Source organism: Marinobacter sp. L-80 (assembly GCF_056859395.1).
In genome coordinates, this window is the sequence record NZ_JBSXOI010000074.1 from 96,625 (window position 1) to 118,243 (window position 21,619).

General features: G+C 57.0%; 20 protein-coding genes and 1 pseudogene. 18 read left to right on the forward strand and 3 right to left on the reverse strand.

Going from position 1 to position 21,619, the window contains the following annotated elements; translation table 11 throughout:
* Nucleotides 1–297: 297 nt before the first annotated feature.
* Complete coding sequence (locus AC13E3_RS16475) at nucleotides 298–552, reverse strand: YheV family putative zinc ribbon protein (RefSeq protein ID WP_041645867.1); 255 nt, start codon at nucleotides 550–552, stop codon at nucleotides 298–300.
* A gap of 57 nt (nucleotides 553–609) precedes the next feature.
* Nucleotides 610–2,655 (reverse strand): oligopeptidase A, encoded by a 2,046-nt coding sequence (prlC, locus tag AC13E3_RS16480; RefSeq protein ID WP_482902229.1) that lies wholly within the window; start codon nucleotides 2,653–2,655, stop codon nucleotides 610–612.
* Between the two features lie 483 nt (nucleotides 2,656–3,138).
* Here prlC and AC13E3_RS16485 point away from each other — a divergent pair, with 483 nt between their 5' ends.
* From AC13E3_RS16485 to AC13E3_RS16510, 6 genes are all read left to right on the forward strand, one after another.
* Complete coding sequence (locus tag AC13E3_RS16485; RefSeq protein WP_482902230.1) at nucleotides 3,139–4,191, forward strand: tyrosine-type recombinase/integrase; 1,053 nt, start codon at nucleotides 3,139–3,141, stop codon at nucleotides 4,189–4,191.
* Nucleotides 4,188–5,834 carry a hypothetical protein gene (locus AC13E3_RS16490; protein ID WP_482902231.1) on the forward strand — a complete coding sequence of 549 codons (1,647 nt, stop codon included), beginning with the start codon at nucleotides 4,188–4,190 and terminating at the stop codon, nucleotides 5,832–5,834. The genes AC13E3_RS16485 and AC13E3_RS16490 overlap by 4 nt, the downstream gene beginning before the upstream one ends.
* Nucleotides 5,831–7,687 carry a hypothetical protein gene (locus AC13E3_RS16495; RefSeq protein ID WP_482902232.1) on the forward strand — a complete coding sequence of 619 codons (1,857 nt, stop codon included), beginning with the start codon at nucleotides 5,831–5,833 and terminating at the stop codon, nucleotides 7,685–7,687. The genes AC13E3_RS16490 and AC13E3_RS16495 overlap by 4 nt, the downstream gene beginning before the upstream one ends.
* Entirely contained in the window at nucleotides 7,671–8,081 is a 411-nt protein-coding gene (locus tag AC13E3_RS16500) for a DUF6262 family protein (protein WP_482902233.1), read from the forward strand. Before AC13E3_RS16495 ends, AC13E3_RS16500 begins: the two co-directional genes overlap by 17 nt.
* A gap of 617 nt (nucleotides 8,082–8,698) precedes the next feature.
* Nucleotides 8,699–9,112, forward strand: a complete 414-nt coding sequence (locus AC13E3_RS16505; RefSeq protein ID WP_482902234.1) for a GntR family transcriptional regulator — start codon at nucleotides 8,699–8,701, stop codon at nucleotides 9,110–9,112.
* Between the two features lie 183 nt (nucleotides 9,113–9,295).
* Entirely contained in the window at nucleotides 9,296–10,057 is a 762-nt protein-coding gene (locus tag AC13E3_RS16510) for a TSUP family transporter (RefSeq protein WP_482902235.1), read from the forward strand.
* A gap of 126 nt (nucleotides 10,058–10,183) precedes the next feature.
* On the opposite strand, the gene AC13E3_RS16515 is transcribed toward AC13E3_RS16510, so the two are convergent.
* Nucleotides 10,184–10,702, reverse strand: coding sequence for a hypothetical protein (locus AC13E3_RS16515; protein ID WP_482902236.1), 519 nt, complete (start codon nucleotides 10,700–10,702; stop codon nucleotides 10,184–10,186).
* 347 nt (nucleotides 10,703–11,049) lie between these two features.
* On the opposite strand from AC13E3_RS16515, the gene AC13E3_RS16520 reads away from it, so the two are divergent.
* The 12 genes and pseudogenes from AC13E3_RS16520 to apbC all read left to right on the forward strand — a co-directional run.
* Nucleotides 11,050–12,411, forward strand: a complete 1,362-nt coding sequence (locus AC13E3_RS16520) for an ABC transporter substrate-binding protein (RefSeq protein ID WP_482902237.1) — start codon at nucleotides 11,050–11,052, stop codon at nucleotides 12,409–12,411.
* Nucleotides 12,412–12,632: 221 nt separating this feature from the next.
* Entirely contained in the window at nucleotides 12,633–13,403 is a 771-nt protein-coding gene (locus tag AC13E3_RS16525) for an ABC transporter permease (protein ID WP_482902268.1), read from the forward strand.
* Nucleotides 13,400–14,278 (forward strand): ABC transporter ATP-binding protein, encoded by an 879-nt coding sequence (locus tag AC13E3_RS16530; RefSeq protein WP_482902238.1) that lies wholly within the window; start codon nucleotides 13,400–13,402, stop codon nucleotides 14,276–14,278. Before AC13E3_RS16525 ends, AC13E3_RS16530 begins: the two co-directional genes overlap by 4 nt.
* Before the next feature lie 72 nt (nucleotides 14,279–14,350).
* Nucleotides 14,351–15,094: a GntR family transcriptional regulator gene (locus AC13E3_RS16535; RefSeq protein ID WP_482902239.1), complete on the forward strand. Its 744-nt coding sequence runs from the start codon at nucleotides 14,351–14,353 to the stop codon at nucleotides 15,092–15,094.
* A gap of 9 nt (nucleotides 15,095–15,103) precedes the next feature.
* Nucleotides 15,104–16,837, forward strand: a complete 1,734-nt coding sequence (locus AC13E3_RS16540) for a fumarate reductase/succinate dehydrogenase flavoprotein subunit (protein WP_482902240.1) — start codon at nucleotides 15,104–15,106, stop codon at nucleotides 16,835–16,837.
* A 38-nt stretch (nucleotides 16,838–16,875) separates the two neighbouring features.
* Nucleotides 16,876–17,109 (forward strand): 4Fe-4S dicluster domain-containing protein, encoded by a 234-nt coding sequence (locus AC13E3_RS16545; RefSeq protein WP_135803081.1) that lies wholly within the window; start codon nucleotides 16,876–16,878, stop codon nucleotides 17,107–17,109.
* A gap of 8 nt (nucleotides 17,110–17,117) precedes the next feature.
* Nucleotides 17,118–18,077 (forward strand): HEAT repeat domain-containing protein, encoded by a 960-nt coding sequence (locus AC13E3_RS16550; RefSeq protein ID WP_482902241.1) that lies wholly within the window; start codon nucleotides 17,118–17,120, stop codon nucleotides 18,075–18,077.
* Between the two features lie 65 nt (nucleotides 18,078–18,142).
* Complete coding sequence (fdxA, locus tag AC13E3_RS16555; protein ID WP_482902242.1) at nucleotides 18,143–18,466, forward strand: ferredoxin FdxA; 324 nt, start codon at nucleotides 18,143–18,145, stop codon at nucleotides 18,464–18,466.
* Between the two features lie 48 nt (nucleotides 18,467–18,514).
* Entirely contained in the window at nucleotides 18,515–18,826 is a 312-nt protein-coding gene (locus AC13E3_RS16560) for a DUF971 domain-containing protein (protein ID WP_482902243.1), read from the forward strand.
* Nucleotides 18,823–19,830 carry a YeiH family protein gene (locus AC13E3_RS16565; protein ID WP_482902244.1) on the forward strand — a complete coding sequence of 336 codons (1,008 nt, stop codon included), beginning with the start codon at nucleotides 18,823–18,825 and terminating at the stop codon, nucleotides 19,828–19,830. Before AC13E3_RS16560 ends, AC13E3_RS16565 begins: the two co-directional genes overlap by 4 nt.
* Before the next feature lie 36 nt (nucleotides 19,831–19,866).
* Nucleotides 19,867–20,643 carry a ferredoxin--NADP reductase gene (locus tag AC13E3_RS16570; RefSeq protein WP_482902245.1) on the forward strand — a complete coding sequence of 259 codons (777 nt, stop codon included), beginning with the start codon at nucleotides 19,867–19,869 and terminating at the stop codon, nucleotides 20,641–20,643.
* A 26-nt stretch (nucleotides 20,644–20,669) separates the two neighbouring features.
* Nucleotides 20,670–21,488 (forward strand): annotated as a pseudogene (apbC, locus tag AC13E3_RS16575) (iron-sulfur cluster carrier protein ApbC); the annotation flags it as partial.
* Nucleotides 21,489–21,619: the final 131 nt, after the last annotated feature.

Below are 21,619 nucleotides of genomic sequence, written 5' to 3' on the forward strand. Positions count from 1 at the left end.
GCTTGTTGAGGGGAGTTGCGAGGGGGCCGGGATATTTTTCCCTTGGAAATGGCAACTCGCTGCGCTCAGACATCAATTTCCGGCGGGAAAAATATCCCGGCCCCCTCACATAGAAACCATCAGATATCGCTGAAAAGAATTTGCCTTAAAGAGATATCTTTTGAGTCAGATCGAGAGGGTGTGGGTGTGCTTTTCTGGCGGGGAAAAGATGTCTGAGCGAAGCGAGTTGCTTTTCCCCAGAAGAAAAGCATTCCCATGGCCTCTCCGCCCGCAAACCTGCAGGCTAGGAAGAACAGCTTACTCGTCGTCGGCAGAAGACTTGAAGAACACGACCTGCTTGACCGTGTGATCGTCCTCGTTCTTGCGCTTGTTCACCCGCGTCTCAAGCTCGGGGTTGGACGGCTGTTCGGCGTCAGACACTGCATCGGTGAAGCCACAGGCCACGCACTCGCGAACCTGGTCATCGTCGTCGGTGGTGAACATCATGATCTTGTCCATCTCCGCGCAGCGAGGACAGACGGCGCCGGCGATAAAACGTTTTGGACTCGCCATATAAATACTCCCGTTTGGAACAACCGGCAGCCTTTACGACTGCCGGCTCAAATTGGGTCAGGCCGCTTCGTCCGTGATGCCGGTTTGTTTCAGTAGCGCATCCACCTGCGGTTCGCGACCCCGGAAGGCCTTGAACAATTCCATCGGCTCCTGTGAGCCGCCTTTCTCCAGAATATTATGGAGGAAGGCCTTGCCGGTTTCCGGGTCGAAGATACCTTTTTCCTCGAACAGTGAGAAGGCATCGGCCGCCAGCACTTCCGCCCACTTGTAGCTGTAGTAGCCAGCCGCATAGCCACCGGCAAAGATGTGCGAGAAGGAGTTGGGGAAGCGGTTGAATTCCGGGGCTTCCACCACGGCAATCTCGCTTCGCACCTTGCGATGCATATCCAGCGGGTTGGTGGGCGCTTCGTCGGTGAATTCCGCGTGCAGGCGGAAGTCGAACAGTGAAAATTCGAGCTGGCGCACCATGCCCATGCCGGACTGGAAGTTCTTGGCCGCCAGCAGTTTCTGCAGCAGATCTTCCGGCAGCGGCTCACCGGTTTCGTGGTGCGAGGCGATCAGGCCCAGGGATTCCGGATTCCAGCACCAGTTTTCCAGGAACTGGCTGGGCAGCTCGACGGCGTCCCAGGCGACACCGTTGATGCCGGACACATCCAGCACGTCCACCTGGGTCAGCATGTGATGCAGGCCGTGGCCGAATTCGTGGAACAGGGTGGTGACCTCATCGTGGGTCAGCAGTGACGGCTTGCCGCTGACCGGCGGTGTGAAGTTGCAGGTCAGGAAGGCTACCGGCAACTGGAGCTGGCCACGCAGGTTGCGCCAGCGCACCCTGCAATCGGCCATCCAGGCACCGCCACGTTTGCCTTGGCGGGCATAGAGGTCGAGATAGAACCAGGCCAGGGGCTCACCGTTGCGACTGATACAGTAGGCAGTCGCATCCTCGTGCCAGGTTTCCACTTCCGGCTTCGCTTCAATCTGGATATCGAACAGCTTTTCAGCGACACGGAACAGTCCGGGCACCACCTTGTTCACCGGGAACCAGGGACGCAGGGTTTCCGGAGAGATGTCGTAGCGCTTCTGGCGAAGCTTTTCGCTGTAATAGCCGATATCCCAGGCCTGCAGTTCCTCGGCGCCGTACTCGTCTTTCGCGAACGCCCTGAGTTCGGCAAATTCTTTTTCGGCCTGGGGCTTGGACTTGGCCGCCAGCTGGTTCAGGAAGTCCAGCACTTCGTCGCTGCTGCGGGCCATCTTGGTGGCCAGAGAGCGCTCGGCGTAATTGTCAAAGCCCAGCAGCTTGGCCTGGGCGTGGCGGCGCTTGAGGATCTCCGCCATCACCGGGGTGTTGTCCCACTGGCCGGCATCCGGGCCCTGGTCGGAGGCGCGGGTCACAAAGGCTTCATAGACTTCCCGGCGCAGATCCCGGTTGTCACAGTAGGTCATGACCGGAAAGAAGCTGGGGAAATCCAGGGTGATCACATAGCCTTCCAGCTCTTTCTGGCGGGCGGCCTGCTTGGCGCTCTCAATGGCGGTTTCGGGAACACCGGCCAGCTCATCAACATCGGTAATGTGCTTGAACCAGTGCTGGGTAGCATCCAGCACGTTATCGCTGAACTTGTTGGACAGCTCGGACAGCTCCCGGGACAACTCGGCATACTGCTTTTTCTTGTCTTCCGGCAGGTCGACACCACCCAGATGGAAATCCCGGAGGGTGTTTTCCACAGACTTGCGCTGGGCTTCGCTCAGGTTCTTGAAATCGTCTCGCTCGGCCAGCTTCTTGTAGGCGTCGCAGAGGGCCGCGTTCTGGCTCACCTCGGTGCTGTACTCGGTGAGCTTCTCCAGGCAGTTCTTGTACACCTTGCGCAGTTCGTCGTTGTTCATCACGCCGTTGAGGTGTGAAATCACCGACCAGGCATTGCTCAGCTTGTCGTCCAGCGCCTGCATCGGCTGCGCCAGGGTCTCCCAGGTGGGATCGTCCTGCTCCGCGAGCTGGCTGATTTTCATCCGGTTTTCACTGAGAATCTGGTCAATTGCCGTTTCCATGTGCTCGGTGCGAACATGGTCAAACTTCGGCAACAGGTCGTCAGTCAGTAACGGGTTATTCATAGGTCCCCTTCTCAGTTCGTCGAATCTTGGGTAGTTTGGTTTCTTAATTCTATGGGGCTGGCACCTGTGGGAGAGGTCCTTCCAAAACACGCTCCTGGCGGCACCCCTCCGGGGTCCGGCCTGCAATCATAGATTGCAGTCGTTCGGCTGAAGCATGAAGCTTTGCTTCATAAACGCTCAGCCTCACCCATGTGACGCTTGACTGTCGCCATCCATGGCGACAGACAGTTTTGGAAGGACCTCTCCCACAGGCGCCCCGGGCCTCCGGGTATACGCGTTCAATTTCACTTTAACAGGTACTATGTAATGTTTTGTGCTACAGAACATGTAACCCTTAATTGAACTCAATCAGAAACCAGATATACTGATTAAAAATACAGTATTAGAGGGTTAATGGTGGAGTTCCTTTTATCTACTTCAGAGTTTGGGGTCAGGGGCCATTCTTATCAAGGGTTCCCCATTCTTCTTAAAGGCAACCATGATGTGTTTGTCGAAGGAATGGAGTTTCTCGTTCATCACTGCTTAAAACGTGGAAGCGTCCAAAGTCGGGGCAGTTGGGAAACATTCGGAAGAGACTTGTGTGACTACTTTGAATTCATCGAAGCCAATGGGTTTGATTGGCGAGAGCTTGATCACCGAAACCACGAAACGCTGCTAGCCCTGTATCGGGATGTTTCCTTTGATCGATTTAACCTCAGTGCCTCCACGGTAAACCGTCGACTGCATCTGGTCATCAAGTTCTATCAATTTGCTCTGAAGCAAGGTTGGGTAGGCACTCTGCCTTATGACCTTGAGACGGTAAGAGTCCGGCAGCCCAAGGGTTTCTTGGCACACACGGACACATCGGGAGGGTATGCCGTTAAACCTGATGTGCTGCTGAAAACCTCACCAACCAAGATCAAAGTTCTCAACAAAGAGCAGGTCGATGAACTGCTGAAAACCATCAAGAACAAGACGCTTCGATTGATCGTTCGACTGGCTTTGCTAACCGGTTTGCGCAAAGAAGAGTTGCTAACGTTTCCAGTCACTTGTGTGTCAGCGCCCCAATCGATTTCTGCTCGAAGTCATGTAGTGGTTGAGCTTGATCCCCAACAGATGAGCACCAAGGGCGGCAAGCCACGGACGATTCATATCCCGATTTCCTTGATGGCCGACCTCTGGGATTACGTGATTCACGAACGTCATGAAACGATCCGAAGATACGGGACAGAGCCGAAAACCCTCTTCGTAACGGCCAAGGGCAAACCCTGGAGCATTCCAACTTCGCTCAATAATTCACTGAACCGATTGGACCTGTCGTTCGCCTGCCATCCTCACATCCTGCGTCACACCTATGCGACGCACACCTTGAAATCGCTGATGTCTCGCAAGAGCACGACGTTCAATCCTTTGATCTATGTGCGGGATCGGCTGGGCCACAGCAGCATCACGACCACGGAAAAATACCTGCATTTCCTCGACGACATCGAAGACGATCTGCGCACCAGGTATCAGGAAGAAATTGAAGAAACAGCGAGGGAGGCAGCCTGCGCATGAAAAAGGATTTCACGATAGAGGAGCGTGAGATTGAGGTTCAGGACGCTGGCGAGTCGGCGACCGAGGCGACAACAACCACGGTTGATCAGGCGCCTGTTTCAAAACCGGCGAACACCGTCGTTGCCTTTCCCGAAAACACATCAAACAGGCGATCCGCAGACGTCAGTCCGTTTTACGGTCAGGGCTTTGACGACATCACCGCGGCCTGCCAGCGCACCCTCGAAAAGCTGGTTGCCGAGAGCGTCAAAACGAAGGGGAAGTCCCTCAGCCCGACCACGATTGTGGGTTACTGGAGCTCTGGCTTTCGTTACTTTGCGCCCTTCCTGTCGCTGCTTCACGCAGCCAGCGGTGAACGCCTGACCATGGCGGATCTGAACGCCGACACCATCAAACAATTTCTCCAGTACCTGAGAAACGAACCCACCGACTACGGGGCTCAGAAGAACTACTTCACTACTACCAAATCTCTGCTCAGGGCCTGTCATCGGTTCGGCTTCTGGCCGGAGGCGAACATGGCAACCGTCTGGCCTCGCAATCCATTCCCGAACCTCAATAAGCGAACTAAGAGTCAGAAAGCCCTGACCAAGAACGAGAAGCGGTTTCTGATCAAAGCGTTAAGGATCGAGATGGAACGCATCGTGGCTCATTCGGAGCCGCTGACCAACTACGATTTGACCGTGTGCGTCCTTTCCATCGCGCTGTCCACCGGCATGAACGCGACGCCCATCTTGGAGTTGACCGCGGATTGTGTGCAGCCCCACCCGCTCAAAGCCAACCTGCGCCTGCTCGTGAGCTTTAAACGCCGTGGCAGATCCACGCACGTGGTAGCCCTCCGGAAGTCGGAGGAAGTGGCCGAGATGGCCAGTATCCATCTCTATGCCGCCGATGCCATTGATTTGATCGATACGAGGAACGCCGCGATACGCGCCCAGTTCGATGACCCACATCGGCTGCTGGTCTACGAGAGCAGTGGTGGAACTACGGCGGGAAAACCTTGCCGACTTACGCCGTCAATTTTGCAGAGGAATATCAAGCGACTTGTCGACCAACACCGGCTTCAAACAGACGATGGCAAGCCGCTCGCCTTAAACGTCAGTCGATTGCGTCAGACGCTCCTGAATCGCGTGTGGGAGCTGTCAGGGCAGGACCCGTTGATTACCGCCAGAACGGGGCGACACACGGTTCAAACCGGCGACGCCCACTACTGGGAAGCGCCGCCCGAAGCCGAAACGAATATGCGGTTCCTGGGCGAAGCCCGCGTGGAAGCCATGCTCAGCACATCGACGATCATTACCAGTGATCGAACGCCTGTGTCGTCGTGTAAGGATGTCCGTCGAGGGCACCGTGCCCCGAAAAATGGCGAGCCGTGTCAGGACTACCTGGGCTGCTTCCGATGCAAGAGCTTTGTGGTGACTGGTGACGACCTGTATCGGCTGTTCAGCTTCTACTGGGCCGCCATGCGTAACTACGACACCTTTGGTGGCAGGCGCTGGGCGAAATACCTTAAGCAAGTCATTCGTCTGATCGATGAGGAGATTGCTCCTCTCTTTGATGCGACTCTGGTGTCCGAGCAACGGGAAAAGGCCAAACACAACCCCCACCCCTTCTGGCGAGACCTCAGCATGGCGAGGATGGTGGTATGAGCATAATCACAGGCGCAGAGTTGCTGGGCGACCGCGAACGGCTGTTGAAGGCCTTGCCCGGTGGAGAGGTGCTGCATGGCATCGTGACCACGGACCGGGCCGAGGGCACACTCTACGCGCTCTCACGTTACGAAGACCCGCAGTGGTGGCTGCCCAAATCCAAGGACACCGGCAACCATCGCGACAGCCACCGTAAGCTGGACTTCACGCGGATCAGCGGCGAGCAACTGCGTGCCGAAGCCAAAGTCGTGATTGCACGCTCTATTTGGGCGGAGAGTTCGTTGGCCAACGGGACGATCAGAACTCGCTTCGAAAACCTGGTGCATTGGCTGAACTGGCTACACGGTCAGGGCATCCGCTCGCACGCGCAGGTGACCCCGTTGGTAGCGTTACGCTACGTGCAATACGTCAGCCGTTTGACCTTGCCCAACAAGCCGGGAAAACCGCTGAGTGAGACGACAAAGTTTTACAAATTTTTTGCGATCGAACTCTGCTGGCAGGGCCTCCGGGACACTGCGAGCGGCTTTGATCACCCCTGGCCCGACAGCTCGGCCACGGCGTTGGCTGGAATGAAACAGGATCGCAAATCCAAAACTGAGATCATCCCCGATGACGTTCTGAAGCAGCTGTTCCAGCACGCGGAATCACTGCTCCGCCAAGCCGACGATCTGTTGGCGCACCGGGATGCTGTGGCGGCTTATCAACCGCGCTCGAAACTCCCGGTTACCCAATCTACAGAGAAAACCCGCTTCCTGAAAACCCGAGGCTGGGATCGGGGAGTGGCAGCCCTCAAACAAACGCTGACCAACCTGCGAGACGGGTGCTTTGTGATCATTCTGGCCACCACCGGCATCCGCGCCCATGAACTGGGCCAGATCCAACGGGGCGACTGGTACAGCCAGGTTCGGGACGGCGAGCGATTTTATTTCCTTGTCTCCCGCTCGGACAAAACCCATGCGGGCAAGACCTCCTGGTTATGCCCCGAGATTGCCATCCAAGCCGTGAATGTCCTGGAGCGGCTCTCAGCACCCTTCCAGCATGACTTGGAAGCAGCGTTGGAAGCGGCCCAGGAGGCGGAAGACCTACAGGAAATAACCCGTCTACGGGCGATCTCCGGCGCGGTGGGACTGACCAAATCCCCGCCGAACCATAATAACCGCCTTACCCGGCTAAGTGGTGCATCTCTGGATACGGCCTTAAAAAACTTCACGAAGGCTCTTGGGCTGGACTGGAAGCTGTCGTCGCACCAGTTCCGGCGCACCTTCGCCAACTACGTGGTCCACCACAAGCTTGGCGATCTAAGGTATCTGCGGGATCACTTCAAGCACTGGAGCCTCGATATGACCATCCTGTACGTGATGAATGAGGCTCAGGATCTGGAGCTGTACGACGAAATTTATGCCGCGTTTGATCACAAACGTCAGGCGATTGTGGGTCACTGGCTGGAGCCCGATACGCCGCTGTCCGGTGGCATGGCCGGTCACATCCGTCAGATGCGCAGCCGCACCGAGGAGGTGCGCACTTACAAAGATCGGCGGGTGATGGTCGAGGCCATCAGCGAGCTGGTGTACCTACGCTCCACAGGCATCGCCTGGTGTACCAATGACACGGGTGTGGACTGCGCCGGTGGCCAATGCGAAGGCTGTGAGCACGGCTGTATCGACGATACCCACAAACCGTTCTGGGAAGGGCTCTACCTACAACAGATTGAACTGCGTCAGATCGACGACCTGACCGACTCCGGCTTGAAAACCGTCGAGCGCACCATGGAACGCTGTGAGAAGGTGTTAGCCAATCTCGGCGTGGACATCAACTGCCTCAAGGAGCAACTGGCTGATGCCCAAGCCATCTGAATCAGACACCCACAAGCGTATCCGTCTGGCCATTGTTCGACTGGAAAACGGCCAGCCCAAGGTCGTGGAGAAGGAGCGAAAAATCTCCGTAGCGGCGGTGGCTGAGGAGGCCGGAGTCAGTCGTGCCCTGATCCACAAAGACTACCCTGACTTGATGGAACGCATCAGGGGTAATGCAAATAAAGCAATTCAGAACCAGCGTGATGCGAAACACGAGAAACTCAAAGAAGAGCGCGCCAAGAACCGTCAGTTACGGGAAAAAATCGTGGAGTTGACTGAGCAACGCAATGAACTCGCTTCCAAAAACGCGACCTTGGAGCTCGAAAATCGTCGTCTCTCTGCAATTTTGGAAAGTAAAAACGTGACAGTTTTTAGGGGTAAACTAAGTGAGTAGTCTTATATACATATTTTTGCCGCCCCAGCCGCGTTATTGTGACATGAGTCGCCAGTTCGGCCGGTACTTTTCCCTTGCACCCAATTAAACAAAAGCGAACGTTCAGAAATGACTGAATTGACCACAGAGCAGGCCTTTTTACCAGGCCGCGTTACGCCATTACCTCCCCCGATTCATTGGAATACCTGACGCCGTTAGGGTATTTGGCAAAAAAACCAACGGGTGGAAAACTCTAATCAGCAGTGCAACTAAAATCGGATTTTTAAAGTAGCGCCGACCAACAAGGAAACCGCGATTTTTCGGGCAGCCGCAGCCTTTGAGTTCGCCTGCCCCTGGGCCAACAGACGACCACAATTTCCGATTCCGTATTAAGACAGGCCTGCCTTCCCGAAGAAACCGGATGCCAAACGTCGCACATAAAGAGTGCTTTGCCCGGCTTTCTGTCTCAGAGCAGCGCATTTTTCACGACCTCTAAGAATACGAAAACTCACAACCTATTGAAATAAAGTGTCATTTGAAGCCTGGCACAACCTATGCAAAAGCTAATATAACTGGTTATAACAAGTTGTGATGAGGCAGATATGGAAAGGCTACTGAGTGATGCAGGCGTGATGCCAATGCCGCTTTTTAAGCAGGTGAAGCAGGGCATCTGGCAAAAGATTCTGCACGGCACTTATGCGCCCCACCAGAAACTGCCCAGTGAACGGCAGACAATTAAGCATTACTCCGTCAGACGTGTCACTATTCGCCAGGCGCTTAGCCAGTTCCAGCCGGATGGCCTGATTTTCAAGATCAACGGTAAAGGCACCTTTGTATCCATGCCTAAAGCCCAGTTCGACGTGTCAACTCTCAGAGGCTTCGGTGAGAGTGCTGCCAGCATTGGCAAGCATGCGTTTTCGAAGCTGATTTCCATTACAACCGAACAAGCCACTGACAAGGTTGCTTACTGTCTTCGGCTGGCGGTCGGGTCTCTGGTGGCAAGGATCCGGCAATTGCGAGTTGGCGGAGTTCCCGAATATGAAGCCCGGTAGCGCCGCCCTTCAGATTGAACGGACGATTCTGGACGGCGCCTAGGCGCATCGTGAAGGACAATGCCAATCCTTGCCCCGGTCACGGTATCAAATGATCTCGTCTGAGGCTGAGTTTCTGGAAATCAAACGTGAATGCATGGAATTCATCTGTGCTGAAAGCGTGCGGACGTTTAAGGCCCGACTATGTCCATGGAACCCTTGATTCTGGTTGTCTGTTTTCTCGGCGCCCTGGTGCAGATCACCACTGGTCTGGGCTTCGGTCTGATCGTTGCGCCATTGCTTCTGGCGTACTATGAGCCGGTGGATGCCATCCAGATGACAGGGGCGCTAACGTTGCTGATTGTCGCGGGTATTGCCCCCTTTGTGCGCCGGCGGATTATGCCCTACGAGCTGACCCGCTTGGCCATTGGCACCCTGGCGGGCCTGGTGGTGGGTAGTGCCTTGCTGTTGGTGGCATCGATCAATGCCATCCGCGTGGCAGCACTGATGGCGCTGGCCTACAGCCTGGTGCGGTACGTTACGGTGCTGATACGGGACGTCAGCCCGGCGGTGATGGAACCCGCGGCGCCGGCAGTGGAACGGGCCAGCCTGTTCTACGGCATGGCATCCGGGGTGATGAGCGCCACTCTGGCCATGCCCGGCCCCCTGGCGCTGGTGTTCCTGCGATCCCGGGGCCTGAACCCGGCCCGGGTCCGCGCCACGGTGTTCGCACTGATGGTGGGCTCCTACAGCGGGATGCTGGTGATTTCAGTGGCCCTCAGCGGGCTGTCCGACGCGGTGCTTGCCGGGATCACCGTTTACCTGCTGCCTACTTTGGCGGGCGTAGTGCTGGGCCAGCTGATCTCCAACCGGCTGCCCGATCTTTTCTTTGATGTGATGACGACGCTGCTGATGCTCTCAACCCTGTTGGTGCTGGGTCTCAAAATTATAAACAGCTATTTCTGACAGACCGAGGAAAACGCGATGATGGTGAATCTCAGCCAACCCCTGCAGACAGCTCTTATCAACCGGATCAACGAGCAGGAATGGATCAACATGACCACGGAAATGGTGGCCATCGGTTAGCCTAACTCAACCAACCCGCTGGATCCGGATATTCCGCCTGGTGAGGAAGAGGTGGTTGACTTGTGCGTGGCCGTAAAGCTGAAAACCATGGGCTTCGAAGTCCGCAAATACGAGTCCCATCTTTTCAACCGGCGCGTTTGCCGCTGAAGGTTCGGCCAATGCCTGTGAAGAGGTCAAAGCCAATATAAGCGCACAGGCCAGTACCCGCAACGGCGTTTCCGCCAGTGGTAGCGGTTCGGCAAACGCAGACGCCAGCAAAGCAGTGGGGGCTGATGTTAGGACAGAACACAAGGGCCCGTAGCACCGCTTCAACTTCAGCGCAGGCTGCTTCTGATATGGCCGCATAGAAACGCCAGCAGGCGCAGGAGCGGATGAATGAAGCAGGCAATACCGAAATTCATGCTGAAACCAATCAGCAGATCGGTATTTGTCTTCTGGTATAGGTCGCTCTACCAGACCTAACGATTCCAGTTGCGACCGCATCTCTTCCATGGCGCTGAACAGGGCGTCGTGCGTATCTACCAAGGGCCCACGTTAGTAGAACATAATCACTGACGGTGCCGGTAACTCATCGTTAAATTCCGCCATAGTAATTCTCTCTTCAATTTTCCGCCAAAGAACTTGCACTACTTGTTATAGCACCGGCAAATCGCTTTGCGCTTTCCTTGCACCGACCAGACCCGCCCGCACCAAACACGAGCGCTGAACCATTGTTCACTCTTTGGCCATTTCTTGCGGATCTGCTTTCACAAAGCCAATAAAAACAAACGCTTTCAAACCGACTTCCTGATTCTGGCACAGCAGGTGCAACACCTACGCTACGGGTCATGACTTGTTAGTACAAGTGAAATCAAAACGGGAAGGAACAGACGATGAGAGATTCTAAAACACTTACGGCGATTACGCTCTGCGGATCACTAGCGCTATTCACCGGCGCCCTCTCCGCAGAAACCATCCGTATCGGTATCGGCCACCAGAGCATGGTGACCAACACCATTCCCGGCGGCATCATCCTTGAGAAACTGGAGCTGCTGGAAAAACACCTGCCTAGCACCGGCAAATACGAAGACGTTGATTACGAGATCATCTACCGGGATTACGATTCCGGGCCACCCATTACCAACCAGATGCTGGCTGGCAAACTGGATTTCGGCGTAATGGGGGATTATCCCCTGATTGTAAATGGCGCCAAGTTCCAGGAGACCGGTAAGCAGGAAACCCGCTTTATCGGGGTGACCGGTTACAACCTGCGCGGCACCGGTAATGGCATCGTGGTGCCCATTGATTCCGACACCCAGACCCTGGCGGACCTGGAAGGCAAGACTCTCTCGGTACCAGTGGGCAGTGCAGCCTGGGGCATGACGCTCAAGGCACTGAGCGAAGCCGGCCTGAGCGACAAGGTCCGGATCGTAAACCAGAGCCCTGCCGTTGGTGCCGCCAATATACAGGCCGGCCGGATTGATGCTCATGCCGATTTCTGCCCCTGGTCTGAAATCATGGAGTTCCGGGAGACTGGCCGGAAAATCTACGACGGCAGTGAAGCTGGCATTCCTACCTTTCACGGCACCGTGGTGCGAAAGGAATTCGCCGATAAGTATCCGGAATTGGTGGAGGGCTACCTGACGGCCACCCTGGAAGCTCAGAAATGGATCCAGGGCGACCCTATGCGAGCCGCAGTGAAGGTTTCCGAGTGGACCGGCGTGGAAAAAGAGGTGCTCTACCTGTACTTCAGTGAGGGGGGCATCACCACCTTTGAAGCCAGCATCAAGCCGGAATGGGTAGACGCACTGGAGTACGACCACGCCCTGCTGCAGCGTGAAGTGAGCGTCCCGGATCTGGATTTCGATGGCTGGCTTGACGACTCGCATCTGCGGGCCGCTTACAAAACCATGGACATGGACTACGACGCCCTGGTGAATTCGGTTATGGAAACCCAGCCCAACAATCCTGAATTTGCGCCTGCCGAAATCTGGTTCGCCGATAAAGGCATCGTTACCTATGACTCCATTGCCGACATGCTGGCAGCCATGGAAACGTCGAGCGAAAAAATCAACGCAACCTACGTTTACGACAACCTGACCGGCCTGAAGCTCTTCGGAAAGGCGTCCTTCATGGTGCGCGGTGACGACGGTGAAGTTGTAGCCTTCCTGAAGAAAGCTGACTCAGAACAATACATTGCCGACAACGGCGGCACCCCGGTTACCCCGGTAAGTGCCGTGGCAATGGCGAACTGATGTTTTGCCGGGCGGCCGCCTAAAGCGACCGCCCGGCAATGATCTGAGGAGCAAGAACGATGGATAGCAAAAGTAACGCGGCAATTCGCACCGCCGAGCCTCTGAGTGCGACCGCCTCTGCTGTAGCAGGCCAGGCCGCAAAAGAAGCGACACCGGCGGCCGTGGGTGCCGGGCAGAAAACAGAAGCACCGCGAGGCGTTTCAGTTACCTGGCTCAAAAGCATGGGGCCCCGCTACCTAGTCAGGATCACCGCTCTGATAGTGGCTGTTCTCCTCTGGGAACTGGCGTCAAAGCAGAGCTTCAACTTCTACATCAATTTCGACAATATCCCGGCCCCTTCGGTTGTGGGTGCTGCACTCATGGCAGAACTGACCGGCCAGGAGTTTTACCTGCACATTCTGCACAGCCTTGAAAGGGTCGCCATTGCCTATGGGCTGGCAGTCATTCTGGGGGTGCTGCTGGGTGTAGCCATGGGCCGCTCTCGCTGGGCCGAAGACATTATCATGCCCTACATCGAGCTGTTACGGCCGATCCCTGCGGTAGCCTGGATTCCCCTGGCGATTCTAATGCTGCCTTCCGAACAGTCCAGCATCATCTTCATCACCTTCCTGGGCGCCCTGTTTCCGGTGATTCTGAACACCGTTCACGGTGTGGAACAAACCAACAGTGTGCTGGTTCGCGCGGCCCGGAGCCTGGGTGCAAGCCGAACAGCCATCCTCTGGCATGTGGTTCTACCAGGTGCCATGCCCTCGATTGTGGCGGGGCTTGCGATTGGCATGGGTGTGGCCTGGTTCTCGCTGCTGGCCGGGGAAATCATCAGTGGTCAGTATGGCATCGGCTACTACACCTGGAACTCCTACACCCTGATCCAGTACCCGCAGATCATCATCGGCATGCTGACCATTGGCGGCCTGGGCACCCTCTGTACCCTTCTGGTCCGCAAGGGCTGTAACCCACTACTGAAGTGGCAAGCCAAAGGAGGCCGGTCATGAACGAGGCCCTTGCAAACGACAACCGCCTGGCGGTGCTGGACCACAGCCGGCTACAGGCAAAATCCGGCAAGCCCGGTGCCGAACGGGGCAGGATTTCCGTCCGGGACGTGGATATCGTCTTCGATACCGCCAGCGGCCCTCATGTCGCCGTTCAGGATGCCAGCCTGACCATTCGCCCCGGCGAATTCATCTGCCTGCTTGGCCCGTCCGGGTGCGGCAAATCAACGCTGATGAATACCATAGCGGGCTTCGTCAAACCGACCAGTGGCGAAGTAAAAGTGGACGGTGAAGCAGTCACCGAACCCGGACCTGATCGCGGCATGGTGTTCCAGCAGCATTCGCTGTTCCCCTGGAAAACCGTCAAAGAAAACGTGGCATTCGGCCCGTTGATGTCCGGTGTCGGCAGTCAGGAGGCCAACAGCGTTGCCCGCACTTTCCTGTCACTGGTTGGCCTGGCGGCTTTCGAGAACGCCTACCCCAACACCCTGTCAGGCGGTATGCAGCAAAGAGTGGGTATTGCCCGCGCCCTGGCAAACTACCCCAGCGTGTTACTGATGGACGAGCCATTCGGCGCACTGGATGCCCAGACCCGCATCATGATGCAGGAAAACCTGCTGGAGATCTGGCGGGAATTCCGCAACACCGTGGTGTTTGTAACCCACGACATCGACGAGGCCGTGTTCCTGTCCGACCGGATTGTGGTGATGAGCGCCAGCCCGGGAAAGATCATCGCCGATATTGATGTTGACCTGCCAAGGCCCAGGGAGCAGTCCCTGCTGACCAGCCCGGAATTCATGGCCCTTAAGCGCCAGTGTCTGGACCTGATCCGCAAAGAAACCCTCAACGCTTTCAAACAGCAGAACGGAAAGGGGTGAAACCATGCGCTATTCAGGCCTGAACTCGCCCCAACTCGCCATGACCTGTCATAACAACCGGGAGATTGCGCGATGAACAACGTGACCCAGATGATGGCCGGGCAATCGCCGCTGCCATTGTACGTCCAGATTCGTGACAGCCTGCGCCGGCAGATTCTGGATGGCAGTTACGAAGTGCACGAGCGACTGCCGTCGGAAAACGAAATGATGAATACATACGGGGTAAGCCGGATAACCATCCGCCAGGCCCTGCGGGACCTTCATAACGAAGGCCTGGTATTCAGCGCCCAAGGTAAGGGCACCTTTGTGAGCAAGCCTAAGGCTGTGCAGAACGTACAGCGCCTGGAGGGTTTCGGTGAAGCCATGGCCGCACAAGGCTACGAGGCTTCGGCAAGGGTACTCAGCATCCAACAGATGAAGGCCCCGAAAGCCGTGGCAGCAGCACTGGACCTAGAACCGACTGACGAATGCGTGGAAGTGAAGCGGGTGAGATACCTCAACCGCTCCCCCGTGTGCATTGACAACAGTTACTTCCCCATGGACATCGGCAAACAGATGTTTGGCCTGGACCTGTCCGGCGACATTTTTCCGATGCTGGAGAACCTGTTCGGCATTCCCCTTGGCGGAGCCGACATAGGACTGGACGCGGTACTGGCTGATGCCGAAACCCAGCAACACCTCAACCTGAAAGCCGGCGAAGCCATTCTGCGCGTGGAACGACTGACCCACAACCAGGATGGCCGCCCCATCGACTTCGAATATCTCTGCTATCGCGGCGATTCATTCAAATACCAGTTCCGGATTGACCGGAAATAGGAGCGCACCATGAAAATCAATGACATCCCTGTGATCGACACCGACGTGCTGGTGATTGGTGGAGGCACTGCAGGCCCCATGGCCGCAGTCACCGCCAAGGAACAGAACCCGGACCTTAAAGTGATGCTGCTGGAAAAGGCCAACGTTAAACGTTCCGGCGCCATTTCCATGGGCATGGACGGCCTCAACAACGCCGTCGTGCCCGGGCATGCCACGCCTGAGCAGTACGTGAAGGAAATCACCATCGCCAACGATGGCGTTGTGCACCAGCCCGCGCTGATGGCCTACGCCACCCGCTCCTTCCCGATGATCGAGAAGCTGGATTCCTGGGGCGTGCACTTTCAGAAAGATGAAACCGGCGATTACGACATGAAGAAGGTCCACCACCTGGGCACTTATGTGCTGCCCATGCCGGAGGGCCATAACGTCAAAAAGATCCTTTACCGCCGCCTGCGCCGCAACCGGGTGCAGATTGAAAACCGCTTCACTGCCACCCGCCTGCTCAAGGATCCGGACGGCAAGATCGCCGGCATGATCGGCGTTAACACCCGCACCGCCGAGCCCATCATCATCCGCGCCAAAGCGGTGATTATGGCGACCGGTGCCGCCGGCCGCCTGGGCCTGCCCACCTCAGGCTACCTGTTCGGCACCTATGAAAACCCCGCCAACAACGGCGACGGCCATGCCATGGCATACCACGCCGGCGCCGACCTGGCGAACCTGGAGTGCTTCCAAGTGAACCCGCTACTCAAAGACTATAACGGTCCGGCCTGCGCCTATGTGACCGGCCCCCTGGGCGGCTTCACCTCCAACGCTTTCGGTGAGCGTTTCATTGAGTGCGACTACTGGTCTGGCCAGATGATGCTGGAGTTCTTCAAGGAGCTGGAATCCGGCACCGGACCGGTGTTCCTGAAGCTGGACCACCTTGCTGAAGAGACCATCGAGGAAATCGAGACGGTACTGCATACCAACGAACGTCCGTCACGGGGCCGGTTCCATGAGGGCCGCGATGTGAACTACCGCGAGCGCATGGTTGAAATGCACATCTCGGAAGTGGGCTTCTGCTCGGGCCATTCAGCCTCCGGTGTATGGACCGATGAAACCGGCGCCACCACCGTGCCCGGCCTTTACTGCGCTGGCGACATGGCCAGTGTGGCCCACAACTACATGCTGGGCGCTTTCGTGTACGGCCAGATCTGTGGCGAAAGTGCAGTCGAGTTCATTAAGGACCGGGGCGAGCCAAAGCTCGACGAAGATTTCATCAAGGCCGAACTGGACCGCATTCAGGCACCCATGAAAGTGGCGGACGGCATTCCGCCAGAACAGATGGAATACAAGGTCCGTCGCCTGGTAAACGATTACCTGCAGCCACCCAAGGTCACCAAGAAAATGGAAATCGGGCTGGAACGGATTCTGGCGGTTCGAGAAGACGTGCCGCAGCTCTGCGCCCGCGACCCGCACGAACTGCTCAGGGCCATGGAAGTGCAATCCATCATCGATTGCGCCGAGATGGCCGCCCGCGCTTCGCTGTACCGCACGGAATCCCGCTGGGGGCTGTACCACTACCGCGTGGACTACCCGGACCAGAACGACGCCGAGTGGTTCTATCACAGCCGCCTGTTCAAAGACGAGAACGGCCAGATGGCCAGTGGCAAGCGGCCCATTGCGGATTACCTGGTATCCCTGGGCGAGGAAAAAGATGCCTATCGCAAGATGCGGGTCCAGAAAGCGGCTAACGGCTGATACTTCATAAAACAGATTTCCCGAGAGAGGACAAACACATGCCTATCGCAAACCATCATTCAAGCGTTCCCGTCATCGTAGACGAGGACAAATGCATCGCCGACAAAGGTTGCACCGTGTGCATCGACGTGTGCCCGCTGGACGTGTTGTGGATAAACGAAGCTACCGGCAAGGCCCACATGAAATACGACGAGTGCTGGTACTGCATGCCCTGTGAGGCCGACTGCCCCACTGACGCCGTCACCGTCAACATTCCCTACCTGCTGCGCTGAGGTAAGCCATGAAAACCTATGACGATCCCGAACTACAGGCTATTGCCGTAAAACTCACTTCCGATGACCCGGGTATTCGCCGCGTGGCTGTGATGGACCTGGTGGATTCCGGCGAACCTGAAGCGGTCGAACTGGTCATCCATGCCCTGAATGATTCAGACACCAACGTGCGCCAGGAGGCCGCCAAGGTAGTCGACGAATTCGAGGCGGCCGACATGGCCGATGCCCTGATTGCTGCGCTCGGCGACGACGACGAGGTAGTGCGTAACAGCGCCGCCCATGCTCTGGCCGACCTGAAAGACCCGGCAGTCGGTGAACCGCTTCTGAAAGCACTGGACAACAGCTCGGACGGCTTTGTGGTGTCCGGCATTTTGCGGGCGCTTAAGCCATTGCGGCTGCCAGCTGCACAAAGCCCGGCCCTCAAGCGTCTCACTGATGGTGACCCCCGCGTGCGCCGCGAGGCGGTTGGCGTGCTTGGCTGGCTGAAACAGTCTGAAAATATCCCCGCTCTTGTGGAAACCGCCCAGAATGATGATGACCCGGAAGTTCGCCGGGCCGCCACTGGTGCCCTGGTTTACGCCACCCCGCAACAGGTTGGGCAGGCATTGATCGGTCTTTTGAAAGATGGCCACTGGCAAGTGCGCTGTGAAGCCGCCAACAGCATCGGCAAGCTGGACCACCAGGCCGCTGTCCAGCCTTTGATGGACGCCACCAAAGATGAGCTCTGGCAGGTTCGGGAAAAGGCAGTGGATGCTCTGGGCAAACTGGGCTCTACAGACTCGATTCCGGTGCTCGGAGAGTGCTCGAAAGATGCCATGAGCAACCTTCGCAAAGCCGCGATCGGCGCACTCGGGGCGATTGCCCACAGCGACTGTCGTCCGTTTGTGGAAATTGCCATGGACGACCCCGACCCGGACGTTCGCAAACTGGCCCGCTGGGCCATTTCGAAACTGGACGAGGCGGCCTGAGCCACCGGCCGGCCCGCTCCGCACCGGGTCGGCCTGTGGCCACCGCCAACAGTAAGGAGACCACCATGACCTTTGTTGTGACTGAAAACTGCATCCGCTGCAAATACACCGATTGTGTTGATGTGTGCCCCACTGACTGCTTTCACGAGGGCCCCAATTTTCTGGTGATCAACCCGGAAACCTGTATCGACTGCAGCCTGTGCGTAGCTGAGTGCCCAGCCGACGCTATCTTCGACGAGAAAGATCTGCCCGAGAACCAGAGGCATTTCATTGAGCTGAACGCTGATCTGGCGCAGATCTGGCCAGTAATTGATTCCACCTCGGCCCCGATGCCGGAAGCCGAAGCGTGGGTGGATAAGCCGGACAAACTTCAGTACCTGGAGCGCTGAGTTGTCACTGAACTTGTCATAACGAGTTGCAAGAATACGGAGGCCACAATGTCTGTACAGACCCTGGTAGAACCACCAAAAGAAGTTCGCTTGAAACGCAAACTCAATGAGCTGGAGCTGAGTTGGCCTGATGGTCTGACCGCGCAAATTGGCTGCCTGCTGCTTCGGAGATCCTGCGGTTGCTCACACTGCACCCAGGCAAAGCGCATGGGGCGGCTGAGCCTGATTGATGCCGATATCAGCATTAAAAAAGTCGAGCTGTCCGGCGTCAGTGGCTTGCAGTTTTTCTTCAGCGACGGCCATTACCGGGGCCTGTATCCCTGGGGCTTTCTAAGGGAACTGAGCGAGCAGGTGTCATGAACCAGACTTTGCGCGCCATAGACACTCGCTGGTGGGCCCCTGCGCGGCTGCGCTATCCGGGCACCGCCCTTTGCGTGGTCCTGGCCCTGGCCGGAAGCTTTCTGGCTAACCACTACGGTGCGCCTGCGCTGGTGCTGGTTCTGCTGCTGGGCTTCGGTTTTGCCAGCCAGGCCAGTGATACCCGTCTGCAGCCCGGCGTGGCTTTCTGCAGCCGTCAGGTTCTGCGGATTGGCATTGCTTTCCTCGGGGCGCGCATTGGTGTTGAACAGCTACTCACCGTCGGCAGCCTGCCGCTGTTAATGGTGCTCACCTGCGTACCCATTACCATCGGCTCGGCGCTTCTGCTGGGGCGCTGGCTGGGGCTTCCCACCCTACAAAGCCTGGTGGCCGGAGTCGCCGTGGCAATCTGCGGGGTGTCTGCCGCCATTGCCGTTGCTGCGGTAATTCCCCAGGGCAAGCTTGAAGATCGCCGCTTGCTGGGTGTTGTGGTGGGCGTTACCGCACTGGGCACCCTGAGTATGCTGGCATTGCCCCCGCTGTTTTTATCACTTGGGTACACTGACTCACAAACCGGATTATTGCTTGGCGCCAGCATTCACGATGTCGCCCAGGCAGCCGGTGCCGGCTACCTGGTATCCGACACGGCCGGTGATATTTCTACCCTGACCAAGCTGTTAAGGGTTGCTTTGCTGGCACCCCTGGTCCTGCTGCTGGGCGCAATGCTGAACCGGAATAATGCCGGCAAAGCCGAACACCCATGGTTTCTGCTGGGTTTTGTCGCCCTTTTTGCCATGAACAGCCTGGGCTGGCTGCCGGAACAACTGCGTGACGCCCTGACTACTGCATCCAAGGCATGCCTGTTGGTCACCATGGCCGCGCTGGGCATGCGTACCAGTCTGTCATCACTGATTGCCCAGGGCTGGCGCCCATTTGCGCTGCTTGCAATGCTCAGCACCCTGCTCGTTATCACCGCCATGACTTCCATGGCCACTTTTTCACTGTGAAATTTCATTGATATAGCCAACACGGAGGACTAACCCATGGCTGCAATCGGAACCGAAAACGTCATCAGCGTTCACCACTGGAACGACACCCTGTTCAGCTTCAGGACCACCCGCGACCAGAGCCTGCGCTTTGAAAACGGCCATTTTGTAATGATCGGCCTGCCAGTAGACGGCAAGCCCCTGCTGCGCGCCTACAGTATTGTCAGCGCCAACCACGAGGAATACCTGGAATTTCTCAGCATAAAGGTTCAGGACGGCCCGCTGACATCACGGCTACAACATCTTCAGGAAGGCGATGAGCTTTTCATCGGCCGCAAGCCGGTGGGCACCCTGGTGATGGGCGACCTGAACGAAGGCAAAAACCTTTATCTGTTCGGCACCGGCACCGGCCTGGCACCGTTCATGAGCATCATCCGCGATCCGGAAGCCTACGAGCGCTATGAAAAAGTGATTCTGGTGCACTGCGTGCGGGAAGTCAGCGAACTGGCCTATCACGACTACCTGACCAAACAACTGCCGAACCACGAATTCCTGTCGGAAATCATCGGCGACAAACTGATCTACTACCCCACAGTGACCCGGGAGCCCTTCCGCAACGAGGGCCGGATTACCGACCTCATCGAGTCCGGCAAGCTGACGGATGACATCGGATTAGCGCCCCTGAACCCGGAAACCGACCGGGCCATGCTCTGCGGCAGCCCCGGGTTGCTGAAAGACCTGACGAAGATGCTGGACAGCATGGGCTTCAAAGGCTCTCCCCAGCAGGGTGTGCGTGGCGACTACGTGATTGAGCGTGCTTTTGTCGAGCAATAACAGGAGGAATTAACATGTCCAATCCCGTGCCCGGTGTAAAACATCTGATTGCCGTTGCCTCCGGCAAGGGCGGTGTCGGCAAGTCCACAACCACCACCAATCTGGCGATGGCGCTTGCCAATACCGGTGCCCGGGTGGGGATTCTGGATGCCGACCTTTACGGCCCGAGCCAGCCTCGCATGCTGAACCTGAGCGGCCTGCCCGACACCACCGACGGAAAGATTCTGGAGCCTATGGTCGGCCATGGTATCCAGACCATGTCCATCGGTTTTCTGGTGGATGACGAGTCGCCGATTATTTGGCGTGGCCCGATGATCACTCAGGCCCTGACCCGGCTGGTGTACGAAACCCGCTGGGACAACCTGGACTACCTGATTGTGGACATGCCTCCGGGCACCGGCGACATCCACCTGACCATGGCCCAGAAAATGCCGGTATCCGGCGCAGTGATCGTCACCACGCCACAGGACATCGCGCTACTGGATGCTCGCAAGGGGCTAAAAATGTTTGAGAAGGTGAACGTGCCGGTACTGGGAATCATCGAGAACATGAGCACCCATATCTGTGGCAAGTGCGGAAACGAAGAGCACATCTTCGGGGAGGGCGGTGCGCGGAAAATGGCAGAGGAGGCCGGGACCGAACTGCTGGGGGAATTACCCCTGGACATCCGCATTCGCACCGGCTCCGATTCCGGCCAACCGGTGATGGTGACTGATCCCCAGGGAACGCTGGCCAGTGCTTATCAATCGATCGCCACCCGAGTGGTCAGTGAGCTGGAGCTACGGGAGGAAGCGAAGTTAAAGAATGGTGGTAGCCAGGCTATGCCGAATATCGTGATGGAGTAAAGGTCTGTGGGCGCATCCCTAGGGTAAATGTGGCATGCACAAGAGATACTATTTTCCCGGACAATCCACCCGGTCTCCAACCGGCCCTTCGCCTGGCGCAAGAAATAGGCGAAGGACTGGGACAGCATTGT

Bases quoted from the DNA above. Each gene is read 5' to 3' on its own strand.
- AC13E3_RS16560 (WP_482902243.1), top strand. From the start codon at position 18,515: ATGTCTGTACAGACCCTGGTAGAACCACCAAAAGAAGTTCGCTTGAAA.
- AC13E3_RS16530 (WP_482902238.1), top strand. From the start codon at position 13,400: ATGAACGAGGCCCTTGCAAACGACAACCGCCTGGCGGTGCTGGACCAC.
- AC13E3_RS16565 (WP_482902244.1), top strand. From the start codon at position 18,823: ATGAACCAGACTTTGCGCGCCATAGACACTCGCTGGTGGGCCCCTGCG.
- AC13E3_RS16510 (WP_482902235.1), top strand. From the start codon at position 9,296: ATGTCCATGGAACCCTTGATTCTGGTTGTCTGTTTTCTCGGCGCCCTG.
- AC13E3_RS16490 (WP_482902231.1), top strand. From the start codon at position 4,188: ATGAAAAAGGATTTCACGATAGAGGAGCGTGAGATTGAGGTTCAGGAC.
- prlC (WP_482902229.1), bottom strand. From the start codon at position 2,655: ATGAATAACCCGTTACTGACTGACGACCTGTTGCCGAAGTTTGACCAT.
- AC13E3_RS16535 (WP_482902239.1), top strand. From the start codon at position 14,351: ATGAACAACGTGACCCAGATGATGGCCGGGCAATCGCCGCTGCCATTG.
- AC13E3_RS16570 (WP_482902245.1), top strand. From the start codon at position 19,867: ATGGCTGCAATCGGAACCGAAAACGTCATCAGCGTTCACCACTGGAAC.
- AC13E3_RS16500 (WP_482902233.1), top strand. From the start codon at position 7,671: ATGCCCAAGCCATCTGAATCAGACACCCACAAGCGTATCCGTCTGGCC.
- AC13E3_RS16475 (WP_041645867.1), bottom strand. From the start codon at position 552: ATGGCGAGTCCAAAACGTTTTATCGCCGGCGCCGTCTGTCCTCGCTGC.
- AC13E3_RS16550 (WP_482902241.1), top strand. From the start codon at position 17,118: ATGAAAACCTATGACGATCCCGAACTACAGGCTATTGCCGTAAAACTC.
- AC13E3_RS16520 (WP_482902237.1), top strand. From the start codon at position 11,050: ATGAGAGATTCTAAAACACTTACGGCGATTACGCTCTGCGGATCACTA.
- AC13E3_RS16505 (WP_482902234.1), top strand. From the start codon at position 8,699: ATGCCGCTTTTTAAGCAGGTGAAGCAGGGCATCTGGCAAAAGATTCTG.
- AC13E3_RS16540 (WP_482902240.1), top strand. From the start codon at position 15,104: ATGAAAATCAATGACATCCCTGTGATCGACACCGACGTGCTGGTGATT.
- AC13E3_RS16545 (WP_135803081.1), top strand. From the start codon at position 16,876: ATGCCTATCGCAAACCATCATTCAAGCGTTCCCGTCATCGTAGACGAG.
- AC13E3_RS16495 (WP_482902232.1), top strand. From the start codon at position 5,831: ATGAGCATAATCACAGGCGCAGAGTTGCTGGGCGACCGCGAACGGCTG.
- AC13E3_RS16525 (WP_482902268.1), top strand. From the start codon at position 12,633: ATGGGGCCCCGCTACCTAGTCAGGATCACCGCTCTGATAGTGGCTGTT.
- fdxA (WP_482902242.1), top strand. From the start codon at position 18,143: ATGACCTTTGTTGTGACTGAAAACTGCATCCGCTGCAAATACACCGAT.